Genomic DNA, 14,295 nt, shown 5'->3' with positions numbered 1-14,295 from the left:
TCAGCCCGCGGTCGCGAGAGCGGCCAGCAGCTGGCCGGTGTCGGTGGCCAGCTGCGCGTGGCCGTTGTCGACCATGGCCGCGCACCCGGCCCACGCGGGAGCGGTCGGTGTCGGGGTGGGCAGCGCGGACACGGGCCGGTTGAGCCGGTTTGCCCAGTCGACGGCGTTGAGGGTGCCGCTGCGGATCCCGGCCTCGGGCACCACCATCCCGGCGCCGAGGGCGGCGACGATCCGGTTGCGGTGCAGGAACCGGTCACGGGTGGGCCGGTCGGACGGCGGATACTCCGACACCAGCAGTCCCCGTCGGGTGATCTGTTCGAATATGTCACCGTTGGTGGCGGGGTAGGCGTGGCGCAGCCCGCCGGCAGTGACCACGACAGCCGAACCGTCCACGGCGAGCGCGCCTTCGACGGCGGCGGTGTCGATGCCGTAGGCGCCGCCGGTCACGATCGTCCACCCCTGCCCGGCGGCCGTCTCGGCGAGGTCGCGGGTGGCGGTGTATCCGTGCTCGGTGCACGCCCGCGCCCCGACCACGGCCACGCCGCGGTGCGCGAGGGTGTCGAGGGGTCCGGCACCGCGAGCCCACAACGCGACCGGACCGAACCGGTTGGTGCCGGGGTCCTCGAACTCGGTGAGCCGGCGAGCCACTCGGGGTCCTCGGGGATGATCAGCCGGGCACCGATGCGGTCGGCGTCGGCGAGGTCGGCTTCGGCGCGCACCGCTAAGCCGGGAATGGCGCGGGCGAGGATGTCGGCGGCCCCGTCGGGGCCCTGAGCGGCGAGCAGGATAGCGACCGCACCGCGAAAGTAGAGGGCGGCGCGGGCCAGGATCGCCCATGCCAACTGCTGGGCGAATGCGGCGGAAATGGTCAGGTCCACGGTCGATGAAGTCCTCTCGCAGGGGCGGGACCGCGCTGCGGCTGCGGCCGGGCGGGTCGGATGGTGGCTCCTGTTGTGGTTGTCCACAGGGGTATCCACAACATGTGGATACGGTGAGCGCCGGTCACTGCCCGGCACAGATACGCGTATGGGGCTGGCGGCGAGGAAACGCGGCATGCGGGAACGCGCCGGGGCGACCCGCTATCGGGGAGCGTCGGGATCTTCGGTGAGGTCGAGGGTTTCCCAGAGCGTGCGGGCGGCGATGACCGCGGCGAGCAAGTCCATCGGCTGGGAATCCTCAGTGTTCGGTGCCGGGTCGCGGACCTTACGCAACCGTAGGAACGGCACCCCACGTAGCGCGATGCCGGTGGCTTCGGGCCCGGACTCGTCGGCCGGGACCGTGAACACGTCGTAGTCCTCGCGCCGGATCCAGGCCTCGTACCAGGCCTCAGCCGGTTTACCCTCCCGGCCCGGAGTGGTGGTCTCGGCGGGCGCCCAGTACCGACAGCGACATAGCGGGTCGCCGCACAGGTTGAGTGGGGTGTTGCCGACGGGGTTGTAGCGGTCGACGTGCCCGGCCAGCATCACGCAAGCCCGGCGGCTATACCAGCCACACTCGGGGTGCAAACCAGGTTCGACTGCTACGCCACGCAGATAGTCCGACGGGCGGATCATCAGCACGAGGGTGTCGTAGAGGTCTTCCCCGCAGACCTGGCATCGTTTGTGGTGCAGGACCTCTGCGAGGCGGTGGGGGTCGATGTTTCCCCACACCGGGCGGGTCCGGTCGCGGTGGGCGAGGGTGATGTAGACCTCCGATACTCGCAATAGTCAAATTGAGAGGCTGCAGGTTGTGTCTAGGCACAGACTTGCCGCCGACACACAACGACCTCGCAGTCTTCGGTGTACAGCCGTCTGCCGCTTCGTCGGGCTGGCTGCGTTCGCAGGGGGTTCCGGTTCTAGTTCGGACACCGCGTTGGGAGCTCGTCGGCCGCGGCCATCAAGACGTGGATACCTCCGACCAGTGAGGGGACAGTAACGGCCCTGTACCTCGGGCCGACCTCCCACCACGGGCACGAGCGTCATCAGTGTCGACGGCGACACGGGACCCGTGCTCCGGAAGGTTTCACCACGTTGCGGAAGAAACCAGCAGCCCCCGAAACCGTCTCTGGTCCAACACATCTTGGCCCGGACAAGGCGCTGAGTGCAACACGTAGCTGCCTGATCACAACAACTGCCCGGTTGCAGGCACAATACGGATGTGAGCAAACCGCGTCAGCCGAAGACGGTCCAGTTGGGCGAGATAGGTGAGAGCTTCTGCACGTTATTCTTCAACCAACTCGGGTGGGGCCCTGTACCGACAGGGAGGCACGACGTCGGTACCGACCTGTTCGTACAGATGCGCGGACACGATCTCACTGACCTTGGTCTTATGCTGGGGGTTCAAGCTAAACATGGCGACTCGTTCTTTAGCCGACCAGGCCACGTTGACGGTCGCCGCGGCTGGTGGTTTACCGAAGGCGCCGACCACCACGGCGAGTACTGGACCGACCACCATGTGCCACACATCGTCATCCTGATCAGCGACGACACCACAACCGCAGTATGGGCCTACCTCGACACCGAACACATCCAATCCACCGGGGTCGGCATCAAAGTCTTTGTTCCCGATGACCAACGCCTCACCAAGGACCATCGCGACCAATGGATCAACTGGGTTATGCGATCCCGACGACGCATGACCCACGAAGGTGCACGCTGGCGGTTCAACGCCTCACATCTGCCCGCCGACCAGCGGGCCCGATACTGCCTGCTTGTGCCCCGCATCGTCAGCCCACATCCCAGCCGGGGAACCGACGTCGCGTTTTCCTGGCCCGAAGCCATTTCGGTCATCATCGAAGGCACACCCGAGCGATGGAGTCACTTCACCGGCAAGCACCCTGATGTCCCGTCCCCTGAGGACGCTCACGCCCACAATGATCACGGCTGGCGCCTGGCGGCCGCGATCTATTCGTGGCTCACCGGTGGCATCCATGAGCCACTGCAGACGCTCCTTACCGCAGAATCCACACCGCCGCATCTCAGGTCCGCAGCCGCGGTGTGCCTTGCCCTGGCACTGGAAGATCAGAGCCGTATCTCTGACGCAGTGGCTGCACTCACCAGCCAGCACAGTGAAACCCTCTCGAACAGTGACAAAGGATGGCTTGACATCCACCAGGCCCGCCTCCTGGCTGAAATCGGTGATCACGCAGGCGCGATTGAGGCGGTCAACTCCGCCAATATCCATCTCGGCACCGGGCCACGCGACGACGTTGCAGTCGAGGCGCTCCGTTCCGCCGCAATCTGGCTGCTGTTCACCCTCACGGACCGCACCGATCGAACCGACCAGAGCATGACGGACGTCGTCACCGCCCTCGATACCACCGCCTCTTGGTGGCGCCGCTACCCCATGTCCACCGGTCTGTCGCGCGCGCTCGACCGCGTCTTCAAACAGTGGAGCCAGGATCCAGCGGTTCAGATCTTCGAAGCCGACACCGTGCACAACGATCTGTACTCTGCCGGACTGATCGCCCGCCTGTCAGGACTCTCGGCCGAATGGAACGCTGCTGCAGGAACACTTGCGAAAGCAGACTTGTCCACCGGGCGTACCAGTGATGAGCGACTCGTCGAATCGATTGACTTGCTCCGCCGATCCGGCCGACACAAGGACCTGCAAAACACCGTGCGCAAAGTCAAGCGTCACGGGCCCGCCGCAGTGCTGCCACGACTAGTTCGCGACGTCACGCCTGACACGATGACTAGAACCTCCTCCCGAGCCGACCTGACCCTGGTGAGTCAGCTGGGCCCCTATTTCCCTCCTGACATTGCCAGTACTTGGCTTGGCGAGCTGATCGCCTCGCTACAGCCCGGAGGGTCGCTGGTCAACAAGGTCAGTACCGACGGCGGTTTTCCGACCGCAAGGCTCCACGCGATCGCAGGACTTGTCGATTTCGCTGACGACGACCATGTCGAGGCGATCGTGCACCACATTGCGACCCTACCGGCGCAACACGCAGAGGTAATCGCGCCAGCGGTCGACCGGCTTCTCAGGGTCCTTCGCCTCACCTCTGCGCAGCGCACAGCGTTGGGCGGGCGGGCAGTGGAAATCAACGACGACAACAACCGGGTTCAGTGGGTGCTCGCTGGAACCTGTGGACGGAACTCGACCACCGAAGCCCTCTTCCGCAACGCGCTCCTGCAAGGAGATATCTCTGCCGCGGCAGAGATACCACTCAGCGCCATACAACTCGATGAAGCCACCGCGATCGGCGACCGATGCCGGCAAAAGCTGGCGGACATCGAAACCGAGACCCGACGCGGGAGCTTCTCCGGCTACATCCATGACTACCCCGCCTGGTACGCAAGACTAGTCACTACCTTCGAGGGATCCGCTGACCTGGACTATTTGCTGTCGTTTCTGAGAAGCCCGCAAGTGCTGGGATCGCGCAAACGCCACGCACTCAAGATTCTGTCAGAAGAATTCGCAGACCTTGATGCCGGTACACAAGGCAAGATCCGTGACGTCGCCGAGACCATCGTAGACGTATCGAACGGTGCCCGCGATACGGCGGACCCGCTAGAGGGACCGCTCGGCGGCGCAGCACTCGAGTTGCTGTTCCACACATACCCGGCCGCGTCATCGGGTGCGGCCACAGCGCTTGCTCGCATGCTCAGCGGCACCAAGTTGCACCGAGCCGACGCTGCTGATGCCTGCGCACGTGTTAACGGATATGAGAACCTTCTGGTCACATTACTTGCCGACCATGACCAGGACGTACGCGAGCGCGCGATCACCGGCATAACCCGCCGCCTCGTCACGGATCCTGAACTGTGGTCGATCTATGGGCCAATCCTGACGACCGCAGTCGCCACCGGCGGTGAACTCGCAGTCGCCGCTGTACTTCGCAACACCCAAACCGATAACTCGGTATTTACCGGAATCCTCGAAGAACTCACCCAGCATCCGTCGATCTCTGTTCGTGCAACAGCCATGAAGCGACTGCATAGCAACTAGGCGCACCGCTTCTCGATCTGCCATGACAGATCCGACCCCCGTTGCGAAGGTGTGGGGGTCGGGCTGTGGTTGGTCGGCGAGGCTCAGGCCGCTAGGGGCTCCCGAACCTTCGGGCCGGGGAACGCCTTGACAGGATCGAAGGTTTGATCTGTGCGGAGGCAGTAGTGCAACTGGCCGAGCATCTTGTTGAACAGATGTCGCAACGCTGCACTGTGCCTGTCTCCGTGTGCCCTCCGACGAAGGTAGTGCTCGCGGGCCGGGCCCCTATTGATCGCTGCTGCGAAGGCCCACACCCAACCGGTAGCAGCAAGACGATCGTTCTTGATGCGGCGGTGGGTAATTGAGATCGAACGCCCAGAGGCTCTGGTGACAGGAGCCGATCCGGCGTAGGCCTTCAGCGACCGAGCGGTGGCGAACCGGTTGCGGTCGTCGCCGATCTCGGCAAGAACGCGGGCGCCGGCAAGATCGGCGAGGCCGGGAAAGCTGGTGATGATCGCGTGGTCGGGGTGCTTGCGGAACTCTTCGGCTGCAGCCTCTTCCAGCTCGTCTGCACCGACGCAAGCGGCGTTCAGAGCCGCGAGGAGGACAAGCACGTGGCGGCCCATCGCGGTTTCGACGGGTGTTGGTTGGCGAAGGCCGGGACGACGCAGCTGCTTGACGATCTCAGCAGCCCGTTCGTCGATGCCGCGTTTGCGCCCCGCGCGACGCAGTGCAGCCGCGACGCGAGTTTTGGTGAGCTTTGCGGCGGATGTCGGTGTCGGCGCGATCGCTAGCACCGCGCGGACCTCTGGTTTGGCGAGGTTTGTTGAGGACCGGTCCGCGAACGTCGCCAGGAATACCGGGTAGAACTCGCGCAGTAGCGAACGCAGTTCATTGCTTGCTTTGGTGCGTCGCCATACCGCGTCCTGTTGCGCGCGGGCCAGGACTGCGATGGCTTGAGCGAGCTCGCTGTCGGCCGGCATCGTGCGATGGACATGTGCGTCGACGCGAAGGATGTTTGCCAACGTCATCGCGTCGGCGTGATCAGACTTGGTACGGGCCAGCGTGTGCCGTTCGCGGTAGCGTGCCACTGCCATGGGGTTGATCGCATAGACGGGTCTGCCGGTGGCTCGCAGCGCAGCGACCATCAAACCGCGGGTGGTCTCAATCGCGACGGGGATCGGTTCCTCCGCGGTGTCGCCCGCTGCGGTCAACATTTCGGTAAGTGCGGCAAAGCCTGCCGGGTCGTCTCCGATCCGCTTCTTCGAAACCAGAGCACCGTCTTGATCGACGATGGCGATGTCGTGATGGCCCTCGGCCCAGTCGATCCCGCAGTAGCGGTTCATCTGTCCTCCCGTCGTTCGGCTGGTCACATGGGTCCGAAAACCCTGGCAGGAACGCGCGACGCCCTACTTACGAGCCTCGATGGGCTGGCCTCCGATGAGTTGTTCGCGCTCCCAGCGCACCCGCACGACACCGGTCTGCCTCAGAGCTCGAAGCTCGCAACTAACGAGGTGTTCGGTCGTGCGGGAGGGCTCGGACCACGATCAATGAAACGCTGGTAGCGCGCGCACTGGGCTGAAATTGATTGTCCGACCACCCCGCTGCTGTCGATGCCTACCGTATGCACGAGGGCTTGGTCGGCCCAGGCGGTGTGTAGAGGTCATCGTTAGCAAGCTGAGGCGGTTCATCCACGAGGGCGCTCACCGCCTACATCGAGAACTCTGGGTTCTGGGGACTACCCGGAGTCACCCATCATGGATGAACCTTGTGCGGGCAATGCTGAGATCGGTTCTCACCGAGTCGCGTTCACCACCCGATACGAGATAAGTAGGGGACTACGAGTCCTGACGAGAGCGGTGCCGTCGCCAGGCGCGCGGGGATCGGAACACGCTCGGCCGCCGGCGGTCGGGATCCGGGGGTTGCGGGCATGGGTGCCTCGAATCTGGTGGTTCGGTGTCGGGTGCGGTGTCCTCGGCGGGACAGCGGTAGGCGACGAGGACGACAGTGACGGTCCGGTCGGGGGCGAAGGGTGTCTGGACTCGGAGGTGGATCAGCGACACCAGGCTGGTGGTGGTCGGGGTGCCGGTGTTCCACGGCTCGTAGAGGTTGTCGTCGGGGTCGGGGATCTGGGCTTGCAGCCAGGCGGTGAGTTCTCCGACGTGGGTGATCACGATGTCCAGCGTTTCCCGGTGTGTGGGTCGTGGTCGTAGACGGGCACCACGGTGGGTGCGCCGAGGGCGTGTGAGGTGATCGAGGTCGGCAGCACGGCTTCCTCGCCGCCGGCGGCCCACCACCCGGGCGCGATCACCCACCGGTCCTCGGCGAGGTGTGCGGGCACCAGCCGCCAACTGATCCCGGTCTTCGCGATACCGAACGGGTCGGCACCCCAGCGGGTTTCGCGTGTGCCGTCAGCTGTGATGGTGTCGATCGCGGTGGCGTGTTCGATGCGCACCAACGCCATCACCGGCAAGTGATCGGCGATGATCTCGGTGTGGGGGAACACCGCGATCGGGGTTCCCGCAGCGGGGGTGTCGGCGAATGCGGCGTGCCAGCCGATGACCAACACCTCACGCGCGGGCCGGGGGATGGGGTGCAGGCGGGCGGTCCAGCGCGACGGCTCAGCCGCCCCGACCACGGTGGTGTTCACAGCAGCCCCTGGTCACCGTTGCTGGGTGCCAGGTACTGCACAGTCTCGATGAACCGCAACGGCACGATCACCTGCTCACCGGCATCAGTGGTCAGGTTGGCGTGGCGGGCGCCGACAGTGTCCACGGTCATCCGAAAATGCAAGTGCCCGCCGCGGGTGCGGACGGTGACGGTCAGGTTGTTGTGGCGGGCCTCGTGGAGTGCGGCCACCACCATCGTCGATTCGGTCGAACCGGTCACCGGGTCAGCGACAGGGCTGACGCCACGCAACTGGTTCAGGGCGGCGCGCACCCTGTGGCGCAAGGGCGGTACGGTCAGCGGATAGGTCATCGAGGGTGTCCTCTCCAAGAGGGCTCCAGACGGAGCACGAAAGACATGGGTGTCAGGCGGTTTCGAGTGCCAGGAGGTCGGAGTAGCGGTCGGCCTCATCGGGGCAGGTGCAGCGGCAGCGCGGGTAGGGATTCAGGCACGCTTCGCAGAAGCCGCAGTACGGGCAGTGCGGGCCGTCGGGGTTGTCGTACTCTGCCCCGCAGTTGTCACAGAACTCGTAGTCGACGAAGGCACCGGCCGGGTATCGGCCCAGCTCGTAGTTGTGATTTGAGTACCACGACCCGTCGCGCCAGTGCCCGCGGTGTTCGTTGAAGATGTAGGCGGGATGTTTGTAGGCGGGGTCGACGGTGAGGATGGCGGCCTTGTCGGTACCCAACCAGAGTTCGAACCGTTCCCGTCCGGCCCAGGAATCCAATGACCCGAACGGGTTCTGCGGCAAGAAGTCCTCGGCCGCGATCCGGGTATCGGAACGGTCGTCACCGGTGAGGGGGTGGACGTGCTCGGGCAGGATCCCGTTGTGGGCCAGCACGCTTCGCTTGTCCCCGCCGATGGCGAAGGGGTGACAGTTGGCGGTGGTGTGGTCACCGTGGGTGGCGAAGCGGGAATGAAACAACGCCGGCCCGTCCGGGAATGATGCTCGGGCGTGGGCGAATTCGGTGATGGTGGTCTCTGGGTCCATGCCGTGGCCGACGATGAGCCGGTCCCCGGCGTGCACAGCCCACCCGTGCCCGTGCGGGTTCGCGACCGCACCGGCGGCGAGAGCATGGAAATCGGGGGCGATGCCGGGTTTGATGACGGTCAAGATGCACATGCGAAGTCCTCCAGGTTCCGGCTGGGCACACCGATTGAGGCCGGTGCCAGCGCGGCGAGTTCAGCGGTCAAAGCGGCGTATTCCGGTCGCGCTGCCACCCAGCTGGTGAAGGTGGCCCAGTCCCAGCCCTGGCCGGCGACGACGTCGTGGGCGCGCAGGGCGCGGGTGTATTCGACGGAGGCATGGGCGAAACCGAGCGCGGCTTGCACCTCGCGGCGATCGAGCGAGCTGGCGAAGACCCGCAGCTCGAAGGTGTGGGCGGGTCGGGCGTTGATGGCGTGATAGCGGCCCCACCCGTGTCCGCCGTGGGCGAGGTGTTTGGCCATGTCGCGGGTGTCGGGGTCGAAGCTGGCCCATTGCGAGTCGCGGCGCCGCGCCAGCGCGGTGACGTGGGTTTCGTTGCGGTAGACGAGTTTGAGCCACCGGTAGATATGGGCAGGGGAGTCGAACCCGGCCCGCGACACATGCACGTGGATGCCGACCTCGTCATCGGTGTGACAACCCAGCAACCGCAGCCGCGTCAACAGCGCCCAGGGGAACTCGCTCATCGCGTAGTCGAAACTCATCGGGTGGGTGACCAGTTCGAACCCGCAACTGATCGACCCGTCGTATTTGAGGTAGCCGACCCCGTCGAGGTGGTTGTTCGCGGTCGCGACCGAGTCCTCATAGCCGTGCACGGTGGTGCGGAGTTCGAGTTCCATGCCCAGAAACAGCGGCCCGTGCCCGTGAAAGACCGGGCGCGGGCTGTAGTCGGAGTCGTGGACACGGGAATCGTCGGGCCGGGCGCAGTCGTCGCAGTAGTACTCACGTCCCCGGACGAGGGTGCGGCACCTGTGGCATCGGGTGTAGTCGTCGCGGCAGTCCTCGCACACCGCCCGATCACCGTCGACGGTGTAGGAGTCGGCGGTGCGCAGATCGCAGTCGTCGCAGGCGGTGTAGGACTCGGCACACGATTCGCACACGTCACCGCCGGAGAGGACCGCCACGACGTAGGGCGCGTAGCGCTCGCAGTCCTCACACACGGTGCAGGGGGCTCGGCAACCAGCACACCAGTAGTCGTCCGCAGTGGTCAGTGCGGTATCGCGGGCGGGGAAATCACACCTCTCACACAGGTCGAGGCCAGCGACACAGTCCGAGCAGAGTTGTTGGTTCTCGGCCGTCTCGACCAAGTCCGCGGCAGGGTGTCGGGCTGAACAGGCATCGCATTCGGCGAGGACGACCAGGACAGCGGTGGGCATGGAATTCCTTCCCTGGAAACGACGAAAGCCCGCACGACGGGTGCAGGCTCAGGGGAAAAGCGTTGGTGACTTGCGGTGCGACCGACGCGTCAGGGACTCGGGGCGGTCGGTGGTTTCACCGCCGACAACGGCAGGGGTCGGTTGAGAGCGCGGTGGCGCGGGCTGCGGGTGCGCGGTCGGCGGCATTCGCAGTGCGGGAACCGGTTCTCGCAGGCGAAGCACCACCCGCACGTGGTGCAGTAGCGGCTGACCCGGTTCTCGTCGACGGTCTCACAGCTACGGCATGCCAATCGGCGTTGCGTGGCGTACCGCTGCGACCAGGGCAGGTAGCTGCGGTTGGAGTACCAGATCCCGCTGTCCCACAAGCCTTTCGACTCGTTGAGCAGATACACCTGCTGGTCGAAGGCGGGGTCGACAGTGAGGATCAGCAACTTGGATGACCCCAGCCAGGACTCGAGTCCCCGAAACCCCTTGTGGGTGTCGATCGACCCGAACGGCTGGCGTGGGAGGTAGTCCTCGGCGGCGATGCGGGTGTCCGATCGCCAGTCATACGGGCCCGGATGCACACGTTTGGGCAGGACACCGTTGTGCGCCAACACGGTTCGTTTGTCACCACCGAGGCGGAAGGGGTGACAGTTGTCGACGGTGCGGATGCCGTGGGTTGCGTAGCGGGAATGAAACAACGCCGGACCCCGCGGATGCTGGGCACGAACCCGGGCGAACAGGTCGATCACTTCCTCGGCGTTCATGCCGTGCCCGGTCACAATCACGGGGCCGGCGATAACAGCGAACCCATGCCCGTGCGGATTCGCCTCGGCGCCATGCCGCAACGCGGTCGGGTCCGGTGCGACGGAGGCGGGGATGAAGGTCAAGAGGCACACAGCACGCCCTCCTGTTCATCGATCAGGTCGGCAAGGTGGGCCAGTTCGACCACCAAGGGCGCGTATTCGAGGCGGCGCGACAGCCAGTCGGTGAACTGGTCCCAGTCCCAGCCGCCTGCGTGGATCTGGGCGACGGTGAGGTCGGCGGTGTAGGCGATGGAGGCCTCGGTGAACGCCAACGCCGCCTGCACCTGGCCGGGGTCGAGCGCGCTGGCGAAGACCCGCAGCTCGAGGGTGTCGCGGGGGTGGGGGTTGATCGCCTGGTACCGGGGCAACCCGACCGCGTGGCGGGCGCCTTTGGCCAGGTCTTTGGCACGCGAGCGAGTGTCGGGCTCGAACGGGGCGTAGCGGCTGGTGCGTCGCGCCAACCGCGAGACCTGGTCGGAGTTGCGGTAGACCAGCTTCATCCACCGGAAAATGTGTGCGGGCCCGGTGAACCCTGCCCTAGAGGCGTGCACGTGCAAACCAACACCGGCACCGGTCTCACAGCCCAACCGGGCGAGCTGGTGCAGGACCTGCCACGGGAATTCGGTGAGGGCGTACTGGTAGGTCATCGGGTGGCACACGATCTCGAAACCCATGGGGCGGATCGAGGAATCACGTTTGAGATAGCCGAGCGATCCGAGTGTGTCGGTGGCGGTCGCGATCGCATCGTCGAAACAGTCTTCGGGTACAACGACTTCCAGTTCCAGCCCGAGGAACAACGGGCCGGTGCCGTGGAAGATCGGGTCGGGACGGTAGGTGTAGTTCCACAACGTGTGCCGGTCAGCGCACCGATCACACCCGCGCCGCCCCGCCAGCAACGTGCCGCAGTCCGGACACGCGCACAGCTCCTGAGCGCACGTAGGGCAGGTGCGGTGGTTGCCGACGACGTAGCGGCTGTGGCGGGTGAACCGTTCGCACCGGAAGCACTGATCGAACAACTGGTGCGCGCAGATCCCGCAGACGAAACCGCCGGTGTCGGTGCGCAGACCGGTGAAGGTCACCTCCGCACACGACACGCACGCGTTCAATCCGGTCGCACAGTCCGAACACAGGCGCCGCCCGGCGGCGGTGTCGGTGAGGGCGAGCGAACGCACGCCGCAGCGGTAACACTGGGCGCAGGTTCGGGCGCATGCGTGGCAGACGATCCCGGCGTCGACCGGGACACGTACACCGGGTTCGCGGGATCGGCAGACCCCGCACGGATCGGGCAGATCGAGATCGGGCACAGCAAACCCCTTCCGAAAGACGACGAACGCCGCACCCGAAAACCGGATGCGGCGTGAAAGACAGGACGAAAAACGTGACCCAGGACAGGGACAGGTCAGGCGGCGCGCGCAGTTGCCAGGCGGCAGTCGACCGGTTCGCCGAGATGGCGGCCCTCGCAGGAAACCAGCGTCAGCACACGGGAGGGCTGGGCGAGCTGGCGCCGGGCGATCGCCTCGAACTCATCGATCCGGCTAGCGTTGATGGCTTCGTGGTGCTCGCCCAGATCCCCGCCCAGACCATCGACGGTGGGCAGTCCGGCCTGACGCCACATCCGCACGTACAGGCCGAACGCGGTGGTGTTCAACGGAGTCACCAAGCTCGCGCGCATCAGCGACAACACGACCTCGACCGAGGTCCCCGGCTTTGTCGACACACCGGTCGCGACCCGCTCGAGCAGCTCCCGGGCATGCGCCCGGTAGACGAACTCGGTGGACATCCGATCTTCGGTCGCGCTCAACAGCGAAAAGCTGTGGTGCAACACGTCAGCGACATCAGGGTGGCGGGTTTGGGCTCGCTGGATCTCCTCCTCGGCCCACTCCAGCTGCCTGAACGTTGCAAGGAGGGTCTTGGTGAACTCCGATCCGGCTAGCTCGCGGAGGATCGGTTCGAACATGGTGTGCGAGGTGGTCATCGGTCTCCCTACTTCGAGAAACTGTGCGGGTGAGAGGGGCCGGGGGGAACGCGAAGTGGCTCACCCGGTCACCGAGCCGGACCGCAGGGCAGGACGCGTCGCGGGGCACAGCGAGCGGCAAGCGGATACGTAAGGGCTGGTGAAAGAACCTGTAGCGCCAGGGTGTTGCCGTCGCGATGCTGGCGAGGGCCCGAGTTGGCGGCGTAGGCTGGCAGGCGGAAGAGCCGCTGGTCGGGCCACTCTCAGGAGATCGAGATGCCTGCTGGCAGACAACGACGATCCAAGCGCGACCCCGAATCGAGTCGCCGTTTGGACGAAGTCCAGAAATTGATGAAAGCTCGGCGTGAGGCAGCCACGCGCCGCGAGTCCGAGATGATGGACGCAGTCCAGATCTATCTACGTGCGGCAGGATCGATCCGACAGTGCACCGCGATACGCGACCAGCGCGTCAGCGAGTTGCGCAAGAGGATCGAGCAGTTGGAAGGCGAGCACGAGACGGAAGTCACGCGTTGGCGAGCTCAGCAAGCGGGCGCAGTGTCGACGATGCGCGACTTAGGGGAGTCCGATGACGACATCAGTGAACTCCTCGAGTTGACCAACAGACAGGTGCGACAACTGATCGCTGTGGCGCGAGTATCCGTGGCTGCACAGAACGATCCCGATTCGCAGGGACGAACACGTCCCGACCACCACGAACCTGAGCGGCCAGGCATACAGAGGGAATCGAGGGCCGGGCTGAGTGCCGAAGAACAGGCCGGTCAGAGTTTGGCGTAACCGCCGGTGTTCCAGACGTGCCAACGAAACTGGCTGGGAGCGAGGGCGACTCGGTAAGGGATACCGGGTTCTGTCGGGTACGGCCAGTAGGCCACGCCGCATCGGTGGCAGTAGTAGCCGTGGCTCCAAACACCGCGTGCTCGGTGCCGCCCGGCGTCGACCTTGCTGTTGCGGCGTGCACGCTTGAACGCGGTAGTGAAGATCGCGACAACTGGAATGGACAGCAAGATCGGAAACAAGTAGAGGCCCAGCACCGACACCATCATCCGAATCGGATGCGAGGGCAACGGCTCCATCGTCAATCCGACAGTGCTCAGGCCGAACGCGATCAGCGGGAAGAACATCAACACCGAGCCGAGGACCGACAGAGGACCGGCCGACGGGAGAATCGGCTGCCACGCCAGACTTCTCGCCAACGCAGAGCTGTGGCTGAACTCGCTGGTGGAGGTCCCAATGACCGGGACAACTCCGCCCGGTGCGACACCGAACCCGGCATGCACGCCGGTGCTGTAGCCGCTGTGGGTGCCGTCGGACATGACCGCGGGCACGTTCTGAACCCAGTCGACACGATCGCACTGCGGACAGGACATATCGAAGTTCACAGGTCCCCCAAGGACATGGTTTCGCTGGAGAAGAGCACGAGAAGAGTGGTACCTGGCAACGAACCGTGCATCGATCAAACCTTGGACCGCAGCCACTGTCGATGTGGTGTGAACCACATCCGGCAAATGTTCAGCCCCCGTGCGCACGGGTCGAAACAGTGTCTGCCCCACCCAGTCATAGGTAGTGGGCGTGCGCACGGTCGAACGCAGCGTGCGCACA

Annotated in this window: 15 protein-coding genes; 3 read left to right on the top strand and 12 right to left on the bottom strand. The window is 65.3% G+C overall.

Annotation, left to right across the window (positions count from 1 at the left end):
• Together EL493_RS23455 and EL493_RS23450 are read right to left on the bottom strand one after the other, a co-directional pair.
• Positions 1-648 carry a DNA-processing protein DprA gene (locus EL493_RS23455; protein ID WP_019050236.1) on the bottom strand — a complete coding sequence of 216 codons (648 nt, stop codon included), beginning with the start codon at positions 646-648 and terminating at the stop codon, positions 1-3.
• A 431-nt stretch (positions 649-1,079) separates the two neighbouring features.
• Positions 1,080-1,703, bottom strand: a complete 624-nt coding sequence (locus EL493_RS23450) for a hypothetical protein (RefSeq protein ID WP_022566093.1) — start codon at positions 1,701-1,703, stop codon at positions 1,080-1,082.
• Positions 1,704-2,136: 433 nt separating this feature from the next.
• Here EL493_RS23450 and EL493_RS23445 point away from each other — a divergent pair, with 433 nt between their 5' ends.
• Complete coding sequence (locus tag EL493_RS23445) at positions 2,137-4,929, top strand: DUF4365 domain-containing protein (protein WP_022566094.1); 2,793 nt, start codon at positions 2,137-2,139, stop codon at positions 4,927-4,929.
• 83 nt (positions 4,930-5,012) lie between these two features.
• Here the strand turns inward: EL493_RS23445 and EL493_RS23440 are convergent, their stop codons facing one another.
• The 8 genes from EL493_RS23440 to EL493_RS23405 all read right to left on the bottom strand — a co-directional run bounded on the left by EL493_RS23440 (position 5,013) and on the right by EL493_RS23405 (position 11,896).
• Entirely contained in the window at positions 5,013-6,254 is a 1,242-nt protein-coding gene (locus EL493_RS23440; RefSeq protein WP_019050233.1) for an IS110 family RNA-guided transposase, read from the bottom strand.
• A gap of 492 nt (positions 6,255-6,746) precedes the next feature.
• On the bottom strand, positions 6,747-7,082 hold the full coding sequence (locus tag EL493_RS23435; RefSeq protein WP_019050232.1) for a hypothetical protein: 336 nt from the start codon (positions 7,080-7,082) through the stop codon (positions 6,747-6,749).
• Complete coding sequence (locus tag EL493_RS23430; protein WP_019050231.1) at positions 7,079-7,558, bottom strand: hypothetical protein; 480 nt, start codon at positions 7,556-7,558, stop codon at positions 7,079-7,081. Before EL493_RS23430 ends, EL493_RS23435 begins: the two co-directional genes overlap by 4 nt.
• The gene (locus EL493_RS23425) at positions 7,555-7,887 is read right to left on the bottom strand and encodes a hypothetical protein (protein WP_019050230.1); all 333 of its coding nucleotides are present in this window, start codon (positions 7,885-7,887) and stop codon (positions 7,555-7,557) included. Before EL493_RS23425 ends, EL493_RS23430 begins: the two co-directional genes overlap by 4 nt.
• A 52-nt stretch (positions 7,888-7,939) precedes the next feature.
• The gene (locus EL493_RS23420) at positions 7,940-8,698 is read right to left on the bottom strand and encodes a class II glutamine amidotransferase (RefSeq protein WP_019050229.1); all 759 of its coding nucleotides are present in this window, start codon (positions 8,696-8,698) and stop codon (positions 7,940-7,942) included.
• Positions 8,686-9,720: an amidoligase family protein gene (locus tag EL493_RS23415; protein WP_019050228.1), complete on the bottom strand. Its 1,035-nt coding sequence runs from the start codon at positions 9,718-9,720 to the stop codon at positions 8,686-8,688. The genes EL493_RS23420 and EL493_RS23415 overlap by 13 nt, the downstream gene beginning before the upstream one ends.
• Before the next feature lie 305 nt (positions 9,721-10,025).
• Positions 10,026-10,817: a class II glutamine amidotransferase gene (locus EL493_RS23410; protein ID WP_022566096.1), complete on the bottom strand. Its 792-nt coding sequence runs from the start codon at positions 10,815-10,817 to the stop codon at positions 10,026-10,028.
• On the bottom strand, positions 10,805-11,896 hold the full coding sequence (locus EL493_RS23405; protein ID WP_232017250.1) for a hypothetical protein: 1,092 nt from the start codon (positions 11,894-11,896) through the stop codon (positions 10,805-10,807). Before EL493_RS23405 ends, EL493_RS23410 begins: the two co-directional genes overlap by 13 nt.
• A 39-nt stretch (positions 11,897-11,935) precedes the next feature.
• Between EL493_RS23405 and EL493_RS32475 the strand changes: the two genes are divergently transcribed.
• Positions 11,936-12,085, top strand: coding sequence for a hypothetical protein (locus EL493_RS32475; protein WP_019050224.1), 150 nt, complete (start codon positions 11,936-11,938; stop codon positions 12,083-12,085).
• 38 nt (positions 12,086-12,123) lie between these two features.
• Here the strand turns inward: EL493_RS32475 and EL493_RS23400 are convergent, their stop codons facing one another.
• Positions 12,124-12,699 (bottom strand): hypothetical protein, encoded by a 576-nt coding sequence (locus EL493_RS23400; RefSeq protein ID WP_019050223.1) that lies wholly within the window; start codon positions 12,697-12,699, stop codon positions 12,124-12,126.
• 309 nt (positions 12,700-13,008) lie between these two features.
• Between EL493_RS23400 and EL493_RS23395 the strand changes: the two genes are divergently transcribed.
• A complete protein-coding gene (locus EL493_RS23395) occupies positions 13,009-13,473 on the top strand; it encodes a hypothetical protein (protein WP_126405862.1) in 465 nt (154 codons plus the stop codon).
• Here EL493_RS23395 and EL493_RS23390 read toward each other — a convergent pair.
• Positions 13,458-14,294, bottom strand: a complete 837-nt coding sequence (locus EL493_RS23390; RefSeq protein WP_022566099.1) for a hypothetical protein — start codon at positions 14,292-14,294, stop codon at positions 13,458-13,460. The genes EL493_RS23395 and EL493_RS23390 overlap by 16 nt on opposite strands.
• Position 14,295 lies beyond the last annotated feature (1 nt).

This window comes from Nocardia asteroides (assembly GCF_900637185.1).
Classification (GTDB): domain Bacteria; phylum Actinomycetota; class Actinomycetes; order Mycobacteriales; family Mycobacteriaceae; genus Nocardia; species Nocardia asteroides.
Note: the sequence above shows the minus strand (reverse complement) of the source record. Positions and strands in the feature narration are given on the sequence as shown.